This window comes from Deinococcus sp. YIM 77859, assembly GCF_000745175.1.
Classification (GTDB): domain Bacteria; phylum Deinococcota; class Deinococci; order Deinococcales; family Deinococcaceae; genus Deinococcus.
In genome coordinates this window covers 2,301,071-2,316,280 of sequence record NZ_JQNI01000002.1, presented here as the reverse complement: position 1 = coordinate 2,316,280, position 15,210 = coordinate 2,301,071, and the positions used below count along the sequence as shown (strand labels likewise).

Annotated in this window: 11 protein-coding genes; 6 read left to right on the top strand and 5 right to left on the bottom strand. The window is 65.9% G+C overall.

Annotated elements, in window-relative coordinates; translation table 11 throughout:
* The first annotated feature begins 62 nt into the window (after positions 1 to 62).
* From queG to EI73_RS11385, 3 genes are read left to right on the top strand one after another with little or no spacing between them, the layout of a single operon-like run.
* Positions 63 to 1,166 (top strand): tRNA epoxyqueuosine(34) reductase QueG, encoded by a 1,104-nt coding sequence (queG, locus tag EI73_RS11395; RefSeq protein WP_034386804.1) that lies wholly within the window; start codon positions 63 to 65, stop codon positions 1,164 to 1,166.
* Between the two features lie 59 nt (positions 1,167 to 1,225).
* Positions 1,226 to 1,606 (top strand): nuclear transport factor 2 family protein, encoded by a 381-nt coding sequence (locus EI73_RS11390; RefSeq protein ID WP_034386802.1) that lies wholly within the window; start codon positions 1,226 to 1,228, stop codon positions 1,604 to 1,606.
* A gap of 50 nt (positions 1,607 to 1,656) precedes the next feature.
* On the top strand, positions 1,657 to 2,511 hold the full coding sequence (locus tag EI73_RS11385; RefSeq protein WP_081909018.1) for a glutaminyl-peptide cyclotransferase: 855 nt from the start codon (positions 1,657 to 1,659) through the stop codon (positions 2,509 to 2,511).
* A gap of 3 nt (positions 2,512 to 2,514) precedes the next feature.
* On the opposite strand, the gene tmk is transcribed toward EI73_RS11385, so the two are convergent.
* Both tmk and EI73_RS11375 read right to left on the bottom strand, forming a co-directional pair.
* Positions 2,515 to 3,132: a dTMP kinase gene (gene tmk, locus EI73_RS11380; protein WP_034386800.1), complete on the bottom strand. Its 618-nt coding sequence runs from the start codon at positions 3,130 to 3,132 to the stop codon at positions 2,515 to 2,517.
* A gap of 29 nt (positions 3,133 to 3,161) precedes the next feature.
* Complete coding sequence (locus tag EI73_RS11375; RefSeq protein ID WP_034386798.1) at positions 3,162 to 3,953, bottom strand: Nif3-like dinuclear metal center hexameric protein; 792 nt, start codon at positions 3,951 to 3,953, stop codon at positions 3,162 to 3,164.
* Positions 3,954 to 4,209: 256 nt separating this feature from the next.
* On the opposite strand from EI73_RS11375, the gene EI73_RS11370 reads away from it, so the two are divergent.
* The 3 genes from EI73_RS11370 (at position 4,210) to EI73_RS16335 (ending at position 10,331) form a co-directional block, all read left to right on the top strand.
* Positions 4,210 to 4,419 carry an integrase core domain-containing protein gene (locus tag EI73_RS11370; RefSeq protein ID WP_051935505.1) on the top strand — a complete coding sequence of 70 codons (210 nt, stop codon included), beginning with the start codon at positions 4,210 to 4,212 and terminating at the stop codon, positions 4,417 to 4,419.
* A gap of 42 nt (positions 4,420 to 4,461) precedes the next feature.
* Complete coding sequence (locus tag EI73_RS11365) at positions 4,462 to 9,618, top strand: AAA domain-containing protein (protein WP_034386796.1); 5,157 nt, start codon at positions 4,462 to 4,464, stop codon at positions 9,616 to 9,618.
* A gap of 299 nt (positions 9,619 to 9,917) precedes the next feature.
* A complete protein-coding gene (locus tag EI73_RS16335) occupies positions 9,918 to 10,331 on the top strand; it encodes a hypothetical protein (RefSeq protein WP_156103527.1) in 414 nt (137 codons plus the stop codon).
* A 298-nt stretch (positions 10,332 to 10,629) separates the two neighbouring features.
* Here EI73_RS16335 and EI73_RS15975 read toward each other — a convergent pair.
* The 3 genes from EI73_RS15975 to EI73_RS15655 all read right to left on the bottom strand — a co-directional run bounded on the left by EI73_RS15975 (position 10,630) and on the right by EI73_RS15655 (position 15,202).
* Positions 10,630 to 11,489 (bottom strand): IS5 family transposase gene (locus tag EI73_RS15975; protein WP_156103526.1). Its coding sequence is split into 2 segments (ribosomal slippage): positions 10,630 to 11,120 and positions 11,120 to 11,489, totalling 861 coding nucleotides; the frame shifts between segments, so codons are not numbered across the junction.
* A 157-nt stretch (positions 11,490 to 11,646) separates the two neighbouring features.
* On the bottom strand, positions 11,647 to 12,471 hold the full coding sequence (locus tag EI73_RS11345) for an alpha/beta fold hydrolase (RefSeq protein WP_051935504.1): 825 nt from the start codon (positions 12,469 to 12,471) through the stop codon (positions 11,647 to 11,649).
* The gene (locus EI73_RS15655) at positions 12,458 to 15,202 is read right to left on the bottom strand and encodes a PAS domain S-box protein (RefSeq protein ID WP_051935503.1); all 2,745 of its coding nucleotides are present in this window, start codon (positions 15,200 to 15,202) and stop codon (positions 12,458 to 12,460) included. The genes EI73_RS11345 and EI73_RS15655 overlap by 14 nt, the downstream gene beginning before the upstream one ends.
* Between the last annotated feature and the right edge of the window lie 8 nt (positions 15,203 to 15,210).

Genomic DNA, 15,210 nt, shown 5'->3' with positions numbered 1-15,210 from the left:
GGGGAGGAGGCACTGTTCTCTACCTGCCACAAGGAACGCGCCCCAAGCCCCATACTCCCCCCGTGACCGCTGCCGAAGTCCTTGCTGATCTCGCCGTCTCGCTGGGCGCAGACGCCGTGGGCTGGGCACCCGCGCTCATTCCTACTGCGGCCGTGGACGAGTATGCCGCGTGGCTCGCCGCCGGACGGCACGCGGACATGACGTACCTCGAGCGGCAGCTGCCTGCCCGGACGGACCCGAGCTCGCGGCTGGAGGGGGCAGCGAGCGTTCTCGTGCTGGGGGTATCGCACGCGTTCGCAGACCCCGGCGTTCCCACAGGGGGCGTGCGCGTGGGCCGGGTGGCCCGCTACGCCTGGACACCCGACTACCACGACCAGCTTGGGCCGGTCCTGACCCGACTGGAGGAGGAAGCCGCGCAGCTGGGCGTGCGCGCGCGTGGATACGTCGATCACGGCCCGGTGATGGAACGCCTCTTCGCGGCGGGGGCCTTCCTGGGCTGGCGCGGGCGCAGCGGGATGCTGGTCAGCACGCGGCTGGGGGCCTTTGTCACGCTGGCGGTGCTGCTGACCGACCTGCCCTTCACGGGAACGCCGCCAGCCCATCCTGACCGCTGTGGGCGCTGCTTCCGCTGCGTGACGGCTTGCCCCACCCAGGCCATCGGGGAAGACCGCGCCATCGACGCGCGGCGCTGCATCTCCTACCTGACCATCGAGCACCGGGGGCCGGTGCCGCACCAGCTCAGGGCGAGCGTGGGCGACTGGCTTTTCGGTTGCGACGTCTGCAGCGAGGTCTGTCCCTGGACGGGACGAGCCGGGCCGCTGGCCCGCTTCCTGAAGGCCGACCCCGAACTCGCCCACCCCGACCTAAGCGCCTTTTTTGGCGTCAGCGAGCGGCAGTTCGAGCGCCGTTTTGCGGGCACGGCCTTGTTGCGCCCCCGCCGCAAGGGGATGGCCCGCAATGCCCTCACCGTGCTCGGCAATACCCGCCGCCCGGAAGGGTGGCCGCTGCTGCTTGCCGGAGCACAGGACCCGGCCTGGGAGGTCCGCGAGGCTGCGGCCTGGGCGCTGGGCCAGTGGAACGAGGTCGGGCACGTGCGGTTCCTGCTGAACGACCCGCACGAGGCAGTACGGGAAAGCGCCGCGCGGGCTTTAGGCGTCGCTTCATGATGGCCCAACCTGGGTGCTGGGCCACGCTCTTCCCTGCACCACCCGTGGTGAGGTGAGGTATGGCCAACCTCACAGAGCAGTTTATGCAGGCCCTTCAGACCGCCGAGGCAAGCCGTGACCCCGCCCCCCTCGTGGCGCTGTTCGCAGAGGACGCAACGCTCCAGAACCTCACCACGCACACCTGGCGTGGCCAGGAGGGTGCGCGAACGTTCTGGCAGGCCTACTTGGACAACTTCCAGACCATCCACAGCGAATTCACCCACCACACCGACGATGGCCGAACCGGGCTGATGGAATGGGAGGCGACCGGGCAGCTTCAAAACGGCACCGACATCGCGTATCGGGGTGCCAGCGTGATCGAGCACAACGGTCAACAGGTCAGCGCCTTTCGCACGTACTACGATTCGGCCGCCTTCGTGAAGCCGGCGCTTCAGGAATAAACGTCACCTCAACACACGCACCTGAGGCGGGCCCGCTACCATACGAACCGATGCGCGCCCGCCTTCCGCTGCCTGTCCCCCTCACCACCCTGCTCCTCACGGTTCTCTTGCCCGCCGGAACGGCCCTCGCCCAGGAAACGCCGGTGCTGCGGCCCACCGTCACGGCCCGTTTCCCGCATGACCACGCCGCGTTTACCCAGGGCCTGCAGTACCTGGGACAGAGCACCCTGATCGAGAGCACCGGGCAGGTCGGTTCGTCGGGGGTGCGCCAGGTGGACCTGCGAACGGGCCGCGTGCTCAAAGACGTTCCCACCCCCATCGCCAGCGCCTTTGGCGAAGGCGTGACCGTCCTCAAGGGGGTGGCCTATCACATCACCTGGCAAACGGGCGTAGCCTTTGCCTTTGACGCCGCCACCCTGCGCGAGGTCGGGCGGTACCGCTACCGGGGCGAGGGCTGGGGCCTGACGAACGACGGCAAGCAGCTCATCATGAGTGACGGCTCCAGCACCCTGTTTTGGCGCGATTCCCGGACCTTTGCGGTCACCCGTACCGTCCGCGTGACCGACGGGGGACAGCCGGTGAAGAACCTCAACGAACTGGAGTATGTGCAGGGCAGCATCTACGCGAACATCTGGCTGACGAACCGCATTGCCCGCATTGACCCCAGAACCGGAAAGGTGACTGCCTGGCTGGACGTGCAGCCGCTGATGCAGGAGGCCAGCGCCGAGGCGACCCGCGCCGGGCACCCCCTCACCTTTGACGACGTCCCCAACGGCATCGCCTTTGTTCCCGAACGCGGCACCCTGCTGCTCACCGGCAAGCGCTGGCCGGTGCTTTTTGAGGTGAGGGTACCCGGGGTCAAGCCTGAGGCCAGCGCGACCGGCCGGGCCGCTTCGCCACGCTGAACGCTAGCCCAGCCGCTCCGCGACCGCTCGCCAGATGTCTTCTGCCAGGGCGTCCGCGTCCCGCGCGCCATCAAGCACCAGAAAGCGTTCTGGGTCGCGGGCCGCCAGCGTGAGAAAGCCCTTTCGCACCCGTGCGTGAAAGCCGAGGTCGGCGCGTTCCAGCCGGTCGGGTTGCCCCCGTGCGGCGACCCGGCTGAGCCCCAAGGCGGGATCGAGGTCCAGGAGGACCGTCAGGTCTGGAGTGAGGCCGCCCGTCACCTCCCGCGTGAGGGCCTCCAGAAATGCCCCGTCCAGCCCTCGCCCAAACCCCTGATAGGCGGCGCTGGAATCGGCGTAGCGGTCACAGACGACCACCTTACCGCGTTCCAGGGCGGGCCGGATCACCTCCCGCACGAGCTGTGCCCGGCTCGCGGAGTACAGCAGCAATTCAGGCAGGGGTTCGATGCTCAGCTCCGGATCAAGCAGCACCTCGCGGACCCGCATGCCCAGCGGCGTGCCCCCCGGCTCGCGCGTGACCACATGCGGCACGCCCCGGCCGGCCAGCCGCGCCGCCAGCCGCGCGAGCTGCGTGCTCTTGCCCGCCCCCTCCGGCCCCTCCAGGGTGATGAAAAGGCCGGGCACCTGACCGGGAGACCGGGCGCACGTCTCCCTCACAGCCCGGTCGGGTGATGCAGGAACTGCCACGGGAGTCCGAATTCCTCCTCCAGCCGAGCGGCAAGGGCCCGGACACCGAACACCTCTGTCTCATAGTGCCCGGCATACACGACGTTCACCCCGTACTCAAAGGCGTCGTGGAAGTGCTTGTGTTCCGGCTCGCCGGTCAGCAGGGTATCAAGGCCTGCCGCGGCCGCCTCAGCGATCGCCCCTGCCCCGCTCCCGCTGACGATGCCCAGGCGGCGCACGTTCGGTTGCCCGCCCCCGTGCACCAGACAGATTTCTCCGGTGAGTTTTTGCACGCGGTCAGCGAAGTCCTGCAAGGACTGCTCAAAGGGCAACTCGCCGCAGAGGCCGATCTTGTGGCCCCGCCAGTCGCCGAAGGGACGAAGCCCTTCTAAGCTCAGCGCGCGGGCCATCATCGCGTTGTTGCCCACCTCAGGATGGGCGTCGAGGGGAATGTGGGCGGCATAGAGGTTCAGATCCGCCATCAGCGCGGTGCGCAGGCGCTCACGGTGCGGCCCGGTCACCGCAAGAGGCTGACCCCAAAACAGGCCGTGGTGGACAAGCAGCAGGTCAGCGCCGCTATCAGCGGCGTCCCGTAGGGTCTTGACGCTGGTGTCCACGCTCGCCGCAACCCGCCGGATCACTTCCGTCCCCGCGATCTGCAAGCCATTCAGGCTGGGGTCGGGATAGGCGTCAAGCTTCAGGTACTCATTCAGCCAGCGCACCAGCGTATCGCGGTCCACCTCGCCGCGCCGGGCCTGAGGGGAAACTATCTCGGTCATCCCCGCATTCTAGGTGCCCCGAGCGGTCGGGACCGCACGCCGCGCCCACTGGGCCAGGGCTACCGCAAAGTCAGGAGGTGGAGGAGAGAGCGGGGATCCATGGCGGCGCGGTAGTGCTAGGAACGCAGACTGCCCTTGTACGCGGTATCACAGCGCAGTGTTGCCAGAACCAGGTGACGAAGGGCAATGCTCGTCTGTCCCTTGAGGGTGCGGGGGGGTACTGCTCCAGGAAATCCTTCCAAAATCACCCGCCCACTTGCAAGGGCGAGGCATCCTGGAGAGAACCCATTGGACCTTCAACTATGAGTTCGTCTTCCGTGAGGACTTTGCCAGCCTGATGGAATTGCAGGCAGGCGTGACGACCTTCTACACCTGGTACAACTACGTCCGGCTGCACTCCGCCTTGAGCTACGCCTACCCCTGGGCTAAGCTGCTGGGAACGGCGAAGTCTCGCAACGCCGCCTGAAGGGTTTCCTGGAGCAGTACCCCCTCAGCAAAGGTCACCCGCATGGATAGCACCCTCCAACACGATCAGGCCCGGCGTTTCTTCCAGTACCTCAAGGAGTTCACGGGGCTCAAATACAAGCCCCAGCGCACCAACGAGGGTGACAGCCTGCTGTGGCTGCACAGCCTCCCAGCAGACAAATGGATCGTCAACGCTGCCAGTCAGCGCGCCAACGAGGTAGGGGACGACTGGTTGAGCATCCAGAAGCCCCGCTTTGTGCCTACGCCCGCCCTGCCGGATGAGCTGTCTGCCTGGGTGACCGGGCCCTTCGACAAGCCCGACCGACCCCCAAGCATCCGCTCACAACTTGTGATCGAGAGCGAGGTGCTCGACGACGACCTTCAACCCCAGAAAATTAAGGAGACCCTCTTCCTCGACCAGGAGGAGGGCGTCCGCAGAGCCTGGAGTGCCTACGACACTCGCTGGCAGGCCTGGGCGCAGGAGGAGCGCCGCGCCCTCGAGGTGCAGCGGCACTACTCGCAGCTCTTCGACTTCCACCAGAAACTGAGTGCCGAGAGCGAGAGGTACGAACTGCGGCTTGGGCTGGGCCACCTGACGTGGAAGGCGCCCTCCAGTGGCGAAGTGCGGCGCCACCTGCTGACTGCTCGGGCAGCCCTACACTTCGACCCGCAGCGCGGCATACTGAGCGTCACCGCCGCCGGGGACGGGGCGCGCACGGCTCTCGAGCAGGACATGCTCGATGCCGAAGACCGCGTGATGCCACAGGTCCAGAAAGCCATCCAGGATGCACTGCTTGAAAACGGGGAGGATCTGTGGAGCGGGGAGACGCTCCCCGAGTTGCTCAAGACCTGGGTAAACGCTGCGGGTGACCGAGGGGTGTACGAGGACGACCTGAAACCCGTGCAGAGCGTAGCTGACCATCCCCAGGTGCACTGGGCGCCCGCCCTGATCCTGAGGCGGCGCGACGAGCGGACCTTGGCCGAGGCCTACGAGGGCATCTTGGATCAGCTCGGTGGGATGCCAGAGTTGCCCGACAGCACCCGGCGCTTCCTCGGGGACCGCTCAGTCGTGACCCACCCAGCGGAGCCGGGAAATGGGGATCAGACGGTGTACTTCCCCCTCCCCGCAAACGATGCCCAGCGGGAGATCATCCACCGTATTCGGCGGGAACAGGGCGTGCTGGTACAGGGCCCTCCGGGCACCGGGAAGTCGCACACCATCGTCAACTTGGTCAGTCACCTGCTCGCCACCGATCAGAAGGTGCTCGTCACGAGTCATACCGCCCGCGCCCTGAAGGTGCTGAGGGACAAGTTCCCCCAGGAACTCCGCAGCCTGTGTGTCACGCACCTGCGCGGCGAGGAGGGAGCCCAGGCCGCCCTGCAAGGCTCGGTGGGTGAGATTCTGCACCGCTTCACCAACCGCCGCCCCGAGCAGGAGGACGCCCAGGAAAAGCTGCTCTTCAGCAGCCTGGAGAGTGCCCGGCGGCAGGAGGACCGACTGCTCGACACCCTGCGGACGATCCGTGAGGCGGAGACGGGCCAGCTGAACCTTTACGGCTACCAGGGTTCTGCCCAGCAGATCGGAGCACTCCTTCGGGCACAGGAGGCGGAGTTCGAGTGGCTGAGCGACTACGGTGACCCCAACAGGTCCGTACCGCTCACGAACGCGGAGGCCCTGAGGCTGCTCGCGCTGCTGCGCGAGGTCAGTGCTGAGGAGGCCCGAGACCTGAAGCTCCGCCGTCCCGAGGTGGCTCGCCTGACCAGTCCCGAGGAGTTCCTGCGCTTCGTTCAGGCAGAGCGCAGCGCCGAGGAGCACGCCGCCATCCACGACCAGAGCCGCAAGAGCAGCGTCTACCCGCCTCTTCAGGACAGCACACCGGAAGCCCGGACCAAGCTGGTACAGAGCGTGCAGGCCCTGATCGCTGCTGTGGAAACACAACGCCGCCGCCCTGTTCACTGGATAGCGGGAGCGGTGGATATGCTCCTCAAGGAGCAGTTCGGTCGCTGGCAGGAGGTCTTCCGCCAGAGCGAAGAAGTTCTTCCGGAGCTGCTCCAGCAGGCTGAGTGGCTGGAGCAGAACACACCGAGCGGGCTGGAGGGCCGGGACCTGCCCGTCTTGCGGGGTGACGCGCAGGCTGTCCTCGACCATTTGCGGGGTGGCGGGAACTGGGGCAACTTCCTATTCAAGCCCGCTGCCGTGAAAAACCGCCAGTACCTCCGGACGGATGTGAAGGTCGGGGGTCGCTCCGCGGACACACCGGAGGCGCTGCAAGCACTGCTGGACCACTTCCGCCTGACAGACAGGTTGGAACAGCTCAAGGGGATTTGGACCAGCCAGGGGGTGCAGGTCAGTGGCCCCCTCAGGATGCAGGTCACGGAGCTGGAGGAGCAACACCAAGTTCTGGCACGGGTGTTCGAGCTGCGCTCCCTACTGGACGCGGCCCAGAAAGCCGTGCAGGGCATCCCAGGTCTTCCTCAGCCGCAGTGGTGGGAACTTCAGGAACTGCGTGACCTGGTGGCGGCGGCCCGAGCTGCCGATGCCGCCGTGGACGCCCAGGCGAGCAGGCGGACGCTCGAAGCGCTGCTGCCCTCCCTACAAGGAATGCAGGCCGCCGGGGAGGCGCACGAAGTTGTTCGGCAGCTCATTGAGGCCATTGAGGACAGGAACGCCGAAGCGTATGGGCACGCCTACTCGCAAGCGCAACACCTCGCCGACCGTCAGGCCCTGACCGAGGAGCAGCAGGCCCTCCTGGGTCGGCTGCGGGCGGGCTCGGCGGGACTGGCCGAGGAGTTGCAGCGCTCCTGCTCTGAGGCGGAGTGGGACGCGCGGTTGGCCTCCTTCGAGGCGGCCTGGAACTGGGTGCGGGCCGACGCGCAGATGAAGGAGCTCGCCAACCCCGACACCGAGGTGGACGTGCGGGAACAACTGGCCTCCGTACGGGAAGTGCAGCGCAAGACGCTCGGAGAGCTTGCGGCGACGAAGGCCTGGCGGGGCACCCTGAACCGCATGACTCCCAATGAGCAGGCGGCCCTGGTGCGCTGGCAGAACGCCGTGCGGAAGATCGGCAAGGGCACCGGGAGGCACGCTGGGAAGTGGAGACAGGTGGCGCAGAAGGCCCTGGATGAAGCCCGGACGGCGATCCCAGCCTGGATTATGCCGCTGCACCTCGTCGCCGAGAACTTCGCGCTTAGCCCCGGTATGTTCGACGTGGTGATCGTGGACGAGGCCTCACAGGCTGGCCCGGAGGCTCTATTTCTGACCTTTATCGCCAAGAAGATCATCATCGTTGGGGATGACAAGCAGATTGAGCCCGAGGGCGTCGGCATTCAAATCGCCCAGGTGAATGCGCTGGTGCAGCGTTACCTGTACGACTTCCCTGCCCCGGAGGTGATCGGTGATCCCAAAGCCAGCCTGTTCGGCTTCGGCAGCTACACTTACCCAGCCCGGATTAGCTTGCGGGAGCACTTCCGGTGCATGCCGGAGATCATCAAGTTCTCCAGCGATCTGAGTTACCCCCAGGAGCCCCTAATCGCCCTCCGGCAGTTCGGGGCCGAACGGCTCCAGCCCCTGGTGGCCCGGCAGGTCGAGGGCGGATACACCATGCCCGTGCGGGGCGACAAGGTGAATCCGGTCGAAGTACGGGCTATCGTCGATCAGATCAAGGCCTGCATCGCCAACCCGAAGTACGCCCGGAAGACCTTCGGGGTAATCAGCCTGATCGGGGACTCCCAGGCCGAGGAGATCTCGACCCTGTTGCGGGCCGAGGTCAGCGAGGCCGAGCTGGAGGAGCGCAAGCTGGTGTGCGGGAACGCCTACAGCTTTCAGGGCGACGAGCGGGACGTGATCTTCCTGAGCATGGTCGCCAGCCCGAGTGACGGTCGCCGCGAGCCCAAGGTGGGTCGGGACCACGCCATCTTCCAGCCCCGCTACAACGTGGCGGTCAGCCGTGCCCGCGACCAGCTCTGGCTCTTCCACAGCCTCGACCTAAGCGACCTACACCCTGACGACCTGCGCGCGTCCCTGATCCGGCACGTCCGCAAACCGGAGCTGGAGGGATGGCAGCCGCTGCCGTCCGATGAGATCGTCGTGCTGCGGGAACTGGCGGCGCGGCCAGGACGGGGGAACAGTACCCCACCCGGGAAGTTCGATAGCTGGTTCGAGGTCGATGTGTACTTGGACCTGGTCGCCCGGGGCTACCGCGTGATCCCGCAATACGAGCTGAATGGCTACCGCATTGACCTGGTGGTCGAGGGTCTGCGTGGGCGGCTGGCGGTGGAGTGCGACGGCGACTACTGGCACGGCCCGGAGAAGTACCTGGACGATCTGGCCCGGCAGCAGACCCTGGAGCGCGCCGGGATGGAGTTTTGGCGGGTGCGGGGTAGCACCTACGCCCGTGACCCGGAAGGCGCCCTGGAGGACCTCTGGCATACCCTCGAGCGGCGTGGCGTCTTCCCAGAGGGCGACCCCCGCAACTTCGCCCGCGCTGGGGAGAGCCCCGCACTTGAGGTGCAAAGCGCCGTGATGGTCGATGAGGAAGCCGCCGCGCAGGCCGAGGACGCCGCACAGGAGGAGGTCGTCGAGACGGCCAGCGAGGTCGTGCCGCAGGTCGAGCATTCTGTAGGGGCTCTGCTTCAGCCGTATGTCCGCTGGACGGCCCGCCCCCTGCCCGACCCCCGCACCCTAAGCAGCCTGGAGCCCATCATCGAGGGCCTGCGAGAGATCGTCGAAGCCGAGGGCCCGATGACTGCCCGACAGGCTTACCAGGTGTACTGCCGGGCTGCAGGGGTGCGGTTCGGCCAGACCACCAAGAGCCTACTGAACAAGGCCATGACCCGCGCCCTCCGAACCGGCACGCTGCTCTCGGCGGACGAGGCGGGCACGCCAGGATTGCTGGACAAGATCATCCGTGGATCAGGCAGCCCAGAAGTCAAGCTGCGTGAGGCTGGGCCACGTAAACTCACGGATATCCCGCTGTCCGAAGTTAGTGCGCTGATGGCGAAGCTCATCGAGTCCGAACCCGACCTCGGCGAGGGGCACCCGGAAGCCCTCTACCGGATCGTGCTGTCCACCTACGGAGCGCAGCGACTCACGGAGAGCGCCCGCAGCATGCTGGAACGCGCCCACGCCCTATACCGCCAGCCCAAGCTCCCTGGGGAGGAAGTGACTTTGCCCGTCGGCGGAAGGGAGGCCCGACCCTAGAGAGTTTCAGAAACCTTCGTCCTTCAGGGCCTCGTCGATCCAGGGCTGGTGCTGCTTCTCCTGGCGCGTCTCTGGAGACCAGCGGTGCCTGTCGAACTCCTCAGAGCTCGCTGAGGAGATGATGAGCCAGTTGTACGCTCTCCAAACTGCCGGAGGCAACTGGTGGATGTTGGGATCATGGTCCGGGCGCTCGGACATACACACCAACACCGGCCAGGTGATACCCCGGAAGTCCTCGAGGGCGAAGTCATAGACTCTCTCTTCACCAGCCCGTGACGTGACCCCCATTTTGAGGTCCAGTGCTGATACCCCAGGCAGAACAGGGGGAGCGTATAGGGAAAGAACGACACAGTGAGGAAGAAGTCCTCGAAATCCTGGACCGCATCGAGAACGGCGAGACCACCCTGGGCGGTGAGCCGCTCGAGTGGCATCAGTCGGAAAACCATCCAGGGCTGGAAGGCGACCTACGGTCGCCAACCCAAGACCGACGTGCCAAGCGACTCAAGCAGCTCGAAGAGGAGAACGTCCGGCTCAAGAAGCTGGTGGCTGACCTGGCGCTCGACAACGTTATGCTGAAGGATGTTGTAGGAAAAAAGTGGTCGCGCCCGTGCAGTGCGCTACCTCCAGGACCATCACGGCGTCAGCGAACGTCGAGCCTGCCGGGTCCTTGCCTTTGGTCGCTCATCTCACCACTACAAGGCCTGCAAAGATGATCAACAGTTGGGGGAAAAGCTCAGGCTTTTATCTCAACCCGGTTGAGGCATAAGGAGGCGGAGGGCGGCCAGGGGTTGAGGCGGAGCTGGCGAACAAGTGCGGTGACGTGACGGGTTTGTGAGGTCAGCAGGGCTAGGACCACACCATTGAGAACAGCGCGCCCCTGAGCGCCCTTTCGCAATTGGCAGCGATTGGCAGCGATCCTCGTGCAGCACGGTGTCTCGGCAGTGATGGCTGCGGTTCTCGATCCCCCAGTGGCCTCGCCAATAGTCCTCTAGGGTCTGTCTGGCTGAAGGTTCAGAGCCAGAGAAGAATGCAAGCGACGTGGACACCGGCCAAAAACTGGTGACCACGCTTCTCGTACCGGGTGGCAATGGCTCGAAAATCCTTGAGGCGATTGATGCCCCTTTCGACGACCTGGCGGCCCTGGTCGGCTTGTGCGTCAAATTTCGGGGGTCTCCCCCCCCGCTGGCCCTTCCGCAGCCGAGCCTTGCGGGCATCCTGACGTTCTGGACAGACGCACCTGATCTTGCGTGCCCTGAGGGCACGCCGGTATTGCCGCGCGCCATACGCCCGATCCATCCGCAGGGTTGTGGGACGCTTCCGGGGGCGTCCCCGAGCCGAACGCCCGACCCGCACCGCATCGAGAAGCGGGACGAGGTCGGTTGGGTCGCTCGCCTGTCCAGCGGAGATCAGCACACTGAGGGGCCGACACTTCCCGTCCATCAGGACGTGAATTTTGGTGGTCCGTCCTCCACGACTGATGCCGAGCCACTCGTCTTCGAGTACCCCCTTTTTTCCAGCTTGGCCGGTTCTTTTCGTGCGCCCACCGCACTGCGGTGGGCTTTCACATGCGTGCTGTCGACCGCTGCACCTTCCCAATCCATCTTTCCCCCAGCATCGGCTTTCAGTTGCGGGGCGGCTAGAATCTCGGCCCAGACCCCATTCCGCGACCAGCGGGTGAAGCGGTCATGGCAGGTCTTCCACGACCCGTACCGCTCTGGGATGTCTCGCCACGGCGCCCCCGTCTTCTCACGCCAAATGATGCCGTTCAGGACGGGCTTATAGTCCTTGTAGGCGTGTCCCTTCTTTGGGTTCTTGGGGAGCAGCGGGGCCAGAGTGGCCCACTGCTGCTCCGTCAAATCCGTCCGTCCCATCTCGCCATCCTGCCAAATTCAGCCAGACAGAGCCTAGTCACACCAGTCGAAGATTTGGGTTCAAAAGGGCAGTGGACTAATGGGTGGTCGCACAACTCCCTATCAGCCCTTTTCCTTGTCCTCAGTCAAGAGAAAAGCCTGAGTTCCCAGGGCCACCCTAGGGCTCCTCGGCGGCTGAGGTGCGGGCGAGGAACTGCCGAAGCACCCCGTTGAATGGATCGGGTTCAGTGAAGTGGGGGAGGTGGCCCACACCGGGGAGAAAGACCAGGTCCGCGCGCGGCAGGTTGTCCCGCAGGTACAGGCCCACGCTGACCGGCACGGCGCTGTCCGCCCGCGTCTGGGTCACGAGCACCGGATGACGCACCTGGGCGAGCAGGGGGCGGTAGTCGGACTCGAAGATCGCCCGCGCCACCACACGGGCCACCTCCGGCTTGACGCCCCGGACACTCTGCGCGATCTCCTGAAGCGGCAGGGAGACAGGCTGGTTGAGCAGCAGGCCCGTCAGGGCGCCCTGCCAGTCTCCCTGCTGCTCGATCAGGCGGTAAAAGGCATCGACCTCCGCCCGCTCAAACCCCCCGTGGTACGCGGCGCCGTTCAGATACCGCGGGCTGGCCCCGATAAACACCAGGGCCTCGAAGCGCTCGGGCCGTTGCAACGAGGCCAACACGCCGATCATGGCGCTCATAGAGGCGCCCAGCAGGATGATACGCCGCAGATCGAGTTCGTCGATCAGCCGCACCAGGTCGGCGGCATAGCCGTCGAGTCGGCTGTGACGCTCGGCGTCCCACAGCTCCGGAGCCGACTGCCCGAAGCCCGCGAGGTCGTAGGCCACCACTCGGTGGGTGGCCTGAAACGCCTGCAGCTGGTGCCGGAAGATGCCCTGATGGGAGCAGAACCCGTGGGCACACAGCAGCGTGCGGGAACCGGAACCGGCGAGGGTCACGTTGGACTGCCGGGCAAAGGGAGCGTCAATCCAGGGCACCGCCAACCTCCTCTGGCACAACAGTATGGTCGAGAATCCGGAGAAAGACGTCCACAACACGCGCGTCCAGCAGGACCCCGGCTTCCTTGCGCAGCTGCTCGGCCGCCGCCTCATGGGTCCAGGCCCGCTTGTAGGGCCGCTCGCTGGTCAGGGCGTCGTAGACGTCAACGACTGCAAAGACCCGGGCCGCAAGTGGAATATCCGTGCCGGCCAACCCCTTCGGGTAGCCGCTGCCGTTCCAACGCTCCTGGTGGTACAGGACGATTTCCAGGGCGGTGGGAGGCAGGGAAGGGATGTGCGCGAGCATCTCGTACCCGATGGTCGGGTGACGCTTGATCACGTCCCATTCTTCGGGCGTCAGCCTGCCCGGTTTCAGCAAAATCGCGTCGGGAATCGCCACCTTGCCCGTGTCGTGCAGAAAGGCACCCCAGCGCAGGGCGTCGAGGTCCTTTCCTGAAAAGCCCAGCGCGCGTCCCAAACGCTCGGTCAGGTGAACCACTCGGTCGGTGTGTCCCTTGGTTTCGTAGTCGCGGTATTCCAGGGCCAGCCCCAGGGCACGCAGGGTCTCCTCGCGCGACTGCTGGAGTTCTTCTAGGTGCACGCTGCGCTCGATGGCGCGGCTGGCCTGTTCGCTCACGCCCAGCAGCAGCCGCCGGCTCTCCTCGCTCACCTCCACCCGGTCGTTGGTTCCAAAGGCCATGAATCCCCGCAGGACTCCGTGGGCCACCACCGGCAGCACCGCCAGCGACGTCCACACGGGGCGCGGCAGGGGTTCGGGGGGAGTCAATACCGGCTCATAGGGTCCAGCAAAAAAGGCCGCGTGCCGCCGCAGGGCCCGGCCAATCTCTCCGTTGCGGTGGAGCTGCTCTAGCGGCGCCGTCCAGACAAACAGCTCGTCCGCCGCCTGTCCGGCCCGCAGCGGCTCACCCAGGCAGCCACCCCTGAGCGGAAAGTAGAAGCCGTAGTTATACTCCGTCAGGTCCAGGCAGTGCTCCAGGGCCGCTTGAATGGGCTGCTCAGAAGCCTCTTGCGTCGCGAATTCCGCTGTCAGGTTCACCAGGTGCTGAAAGCGGCAGAGCTGCAGCCTCAGGGCCTCCTCGGTCTCCTGCCGAGCGGTGATATCCCGCGTGGTGGTATGCACCTCTCTCACGGCGCCCGTCTCGTCGGTGATCCAGCGAATGCTGCTTTCCACCCACAGGTACCGGCCGTCACGGTGGCGCAGACGGTAGGGCGGAACAGGTGTATGGGTCACCCAAGCTCTTTGCACCGCAGGTTCGTCTTCCGGGTGAATCAGCTCGTTCATTCGGTAGGTCAGCAGCTCCTCGGGTGTGTACCCGAGCATGCTCTGCGCCGCTGAGGACACGTAGAGGCAGGTTCCGTCGTCACTGAAGATGCGAATCAGGCTTCCGGACTGCGCCTCGAACAGTTGCAGGCGACGTTCACTGAGCCGGCGGGCCTCCTCGGCCTCGATGCGAGCCGTGACGTCGCGCGTGTTGATCACCACGCCGCAGATGTCCGGGTCCTCCAGGGCGTTCGTGCCGGTCGATTCCAGCCAGACCCACCGGCCGTCCTTGTGCTGAAAGCGGTACGTGACCAGCAGCGGCGTCTGAGCGGCAAGCGCCTGCTGAAACACCTGCATCACGCGGTCACGGTCATCCGGGTGGATGCCTTCGAACACATTCACGCCCAGCCGCTCCTCCGGGGTGTAGCCCAACAAGTGCTGCACGGCCGGGCTGATGTAGAGCGTCTCACCGCTCAGCGCCACAAGGGTCACCAGGTCATAGCTGTACTCGGCCAACTTGCGGTAGCGGCGTTCCTGCCGCTGCAGCTGCGCGTTCAGCTCACCGCGTTCCAGCGCCAGCGCACACTGAGCCGCCACCGCACGCAGGTGCTGGCGATCGGTTTCGCTCAGGGCCCGGTCCTCCCGAAAAGAAAGCGTGATGGCGCCGGTCACCTGTCCCCGCAGCCTCAGGGTCAGCACGGCATGACTGCCCGTTGCAGAGCCACGGGCGTGTTGCAGGTGCGGATACAGGGTGGCCCAGTCCTCAGCGGTCAGAAACAGATCACGGCCCTCACGGATGGCGTCCGCGGCGGGAATGCCAGCCATCAGGGAGAAGCTGCGCCAGGGACGCTCGACATCCTCGGGGTATCCGGCGCTCCCCAGAACGTGGACCTCTCCCCCATCCACCCGCAGCACGCCCCCAGCCACCGCCCCCATGGCCGTCAGCCCTTGCAGCAGAATGACCTGCACGACCTCGGCCGTGGTGCTGGCACCGGCCAACGCGGTCGCCAGCCCTTCCAGGGCGCGCGCACGCTGCTCGGCCTGGAGGCGTACCGTCACGTCGCGCACCTGCACCAGCACAGCGCTCACCCGGGGATCATGCCGCAGGTTGACGGCGGTACCCTCCAGCCAGCGCCAGGCGCCACTGACATGCCGTATTCGGTAGGGACACAGGGTCACGGTGACACCGGGCGGCGAATGCAGCACCTGCCGGACCAGGCGTTCGCGGTCCTCCGGGTGCAAGGAGGCGACCTGGCCACAGTCCGAACCGGCGCCGAAGTCGTGGTTACCGCCCAGGCACTGCCGCACCGAGGGGCTTTGGTACAGGACATGGCCCTGCCCATCAAGCAGGATGATCAGGTCCGTGCTGTGTTCGATCAGGGCCTTGAACGGCGTGTCACTGCTGTAGAGCGCACTGAGGGAAAAGGGAGGTGTCGGAAGGTCAGTCACATAAACCT